Source organism: Microcoleus sp. LEGE 07076 (assembly GCF_015207455.1).
In the GTDB taxonomy this organism is placed as follows: Bacteria; Cyanobacteriota; Cyanobacteriia; order Cyanobacteriales; family Microcoleaceae; genus Microcoleus.
The window spans coordinates 1-2,703 of the sequence record NZ_JADEWV010000402.1; the positions used below are offsets into that span (position 1 = coordinate 1).

General features: G+C 48.4%; 2 protein-coding genes and 1 pseudogene. 2 read left to right on the top strand and 1 reads right to left on the bottom strand.

Features of this window, described 5'->3' with window-relative positions:
• Positions 1-150: 150 nt before the first annotated feature.
• Positions 151-867, bottom strand: a complete 717-nt coding sequence (locus tag IQ270_RS29625; RefSeq protein ID WP_193976679.1) for a DUF1997 domain-containing protein — start codon at positions 865-867, stop codon at positions 151-153.
• 121 nt (positions 868-988) lie between these two features.
• Here IQ270_RS29625 and IQ270_RS29630 point away from each other — a divergent pair, with 121 nt between their 5' ends.
• Together IQ270_RS29630 and IQ270_RS29635 are read left to right on the top strand one after the other, a co-directional pair.
• The gene (locus IQ270_RS29630) at positions 989-1,648 is read left to right on the top strand and encodes an NAD(P)H-binding protein (protein WP_193976680.1); all 660 of its coding nucleotides are present in this window, start codon (positions 989-991) and stop codon (positions 1,646-1,648) included.
• Positions 1,649-1,882: 234 nt separating this feature from the next.
• Positions 1,883-2,703, top strand: a pseudogene (locus IQ270_RS29635) (glycoside hydrolase family 24); the annotation flags it as partial.

Below are 2,703 nucleotides of genomic sequence, written 5' to 3' on the forward strand. Positions count from 1 at the left end.
GGGCATAGGGCATAGGGCATAAAAGCATACCTCACCTTTGTGATAACCGCTATATGTCAGTCAGGTGCGTCGCTCGTCGATTGTCGCTCCCAATTGAGGATTGTTTCGGGCGACGCACCCTACCAGCTACTGTTGCATGAATTTTGAGAATTAGTGTTGTTTGTGATTTTTGGGAAAAGGAATGTTCAAACTTTCGTGAAAAAGAAGCTGAGTTTTATAGGTTAAGCGGCGGTTAACTTGTTTGATGATTTTTTCCAAAAGCGCATCGCCGGTTTTTTCAATTAATGGTTGAGACATCGATCGAATAAACTTAGGAAAGCAAACCCCCACAGCCAAATCCAGATTCCAGGTAGCACTGGTAATCGCAGGTGGTAGCTGAGCCCGTTCCGACGCAGGCCAATCGGTGGCAAACTCCTCAGACGCTATCTCTACTAGCTTCATTGCCGATCGAAAATCCACTTCATATCCAGGCGCTGTATAATTCGGAACCGGGATTGTCTTAATCAAATAGCAGCCTTCAGCGTCCGCCGGCAGCAACTCTAAACCGATTCTCGCTTCAACTCGGTAGCCGAAAGCCCCAAAACGACCGATTAATAGATCGTAGCCGTTTTCGCCGATCGGCTCAGCTTTCATCGGCAAAGCGCACTCACAAAACCAACTCTTGTGATTGTTCAAATGCTCGGCCACCGTAGCAGCATCGGCGTACATCTCCATGCTGTCTTCAAAATGGGCGTGAAACCAAATCGGCTCAACTGTCTCTGCTGCATCCGCACGTATGCTTTCGGGCTGTCGGAAACTCGCATCTGGGTAGCAATTTTCGTCAGAAGCTTCAACAGTAGTTTGATATTCAGCGGAATCCTGCTTCATCATATGCTCTCCTGTAATACACGCCAATCGATCGGGTTGGGGATGCGGTAAGGAAGTTTCCTCCCTACAATTGGGAAATAGATTGCAACAAAATTTACCCAAGAACAGCATAACCTGACTTATGAAAGCATTTGTAGCAGGAGCCACAGGCCAGACTGGCCGCCGAATTGTCACAGAATTGGTCAAGCGGGGCATTCCGGTGCGCGCTTTAGTCCGCAATTTAGAGACAGCAAGGCAGATTTTACCGCCGGAGGCTGAGTTAGTTACAGGGGATGTATTAAATGCGACTTCTCTGGTAGCTGCGATCGGCGATAGTACGGTGTTGCTGTGCGCGACGGGGGCGGCCCCCGGTTTTGACCCGACAGCGCCTTATAAGGTGGATTTTGAGGGTACTAAAAATTTGGTGGAGGCAGCTAAGGCTAAGGGAATTGAGCATTTTGTGCTGGTGACTTCTCTGTGCGTTTCTCAGTTTTTTCACCCGCTGAATCTGTTTTGGCTGATTCTCGTGTGGAAAAAGCAAGCGGAGGAGTATTTGCAAAAAAGCGGCTTGACTTATACGATCGTCCGTCCGGGCGGTCTCAAAAATGAGGATAATTCAGATGCGATCGTCATGAGAAGTGCGGATACACTGTTTGAGAACAGCATTCCCCGCACTAAGGTAGCTCAAGTCTGCGTGGAGGCGCTGTTTGAGCCGGCTTCTCGCAACAAGATTGTGGAAATTGTGGCGAAGCCGGATGCTCCGCAAAAGAGTTTTGAGGAGTTGTTTGCCGCTGTGGTTTGATTGAATTAGCGCCCATAGGGTGCGTCAGAGAAAAAACAATCTGATTTGAGTCAAAAATTTGGGCTGACGCACCCTACACCAACTAAACTCTCAAATCCTCAAGCCCCTGAATTGAGCCGTGGAGTCAATCCAAAATCTAAAATCTAAAATCTAAAATCGAATGACGCTTTGCACCCTACAGCAATTTTTCGATCGCCAAATCTGGCAAAATCTTAAGAGTTTGACAATCCGCCATTGAAATTTCCCTCTCCCCGCATGATGAAAACTCTCAAGTGGCCAGCTTGGTTCCCCTATCCGATTTCGTGGTTAAGGGCATTTGCTCTCGCTGAAAGTTTTAGTTTTGTCCTTCGCAGGGGCATTCCTGCTGTCAGCAACGACCTCGGTTTTTTGACTCTGCTGCTGGGGGCTTGGCTGATTCAGTTACCTTTATTTTTGGTCGCTCATTTTCTAGCGGTCAAAATCTTAAATCCGTTACTAATTATGCTGCCGGGGCGCAACGGGAAAGGGCGCAAGTTCAAGCGGCGGCATACTGGCATTCGATCGCACTTGCGCGAAGGCTTGAATGCTGTTGTAGTGCTTTTTTTTGCGTTTAATCTGGCGCTGTTGGTGCAACTGGCGATTTTTTATTGGCCCGCGCGCGCGATCGATCCGGCTAAATTGTTCGCAGGAATCTCTACTCTGACAACTGTGGCAATCGCCGGTGAATTCGATTTCTGGTTTGTCAAATTGGCGGGGGTTTTATCGAGTTTGACGCTGTTAGCTGCGCCGCTATATCAATACGATTTTCGGGTGCGCCGGAGGCGGCTGGCGAGAAAATTAGCCGAAATGGAAACGACTTTGCTGTCAGCCCAAAAATGGAACCGCCCCCAAAGGGGTTTGTTGAGGCGATCGGAAATTCAAATCCTCGGATTTATACTTTTAATCGGCGCTGCGATCTGCTGTAGTGTTTTTTTGGTTGCCAATTTGCGGGGAAATCAGCAGTTGTCAGAGTTGGCGAGTGATGTCAGAAAATCGCCGCCGCTGGCTATGAAAACTGGCGATCCTTACATTCGAGC

What these genes read in the sequence shown, in the direction of transcription:
- IQ270_RS29625 (WP_193976679.1), bottom strand. Translation starts at nt 867, where the DNA reads ATGAAGCAGGATTCCGCTGAATATCAAACTACTGTTGAAGCTTCTGAC.
- IQ270_RS29630 (WP_193976680.1), top strand. Translation starts at nt 989, where the DNA reads ATGAAAGCATTTGTAGCAGGAGCCACAGGCCAGACTGGCCGCCGAATT.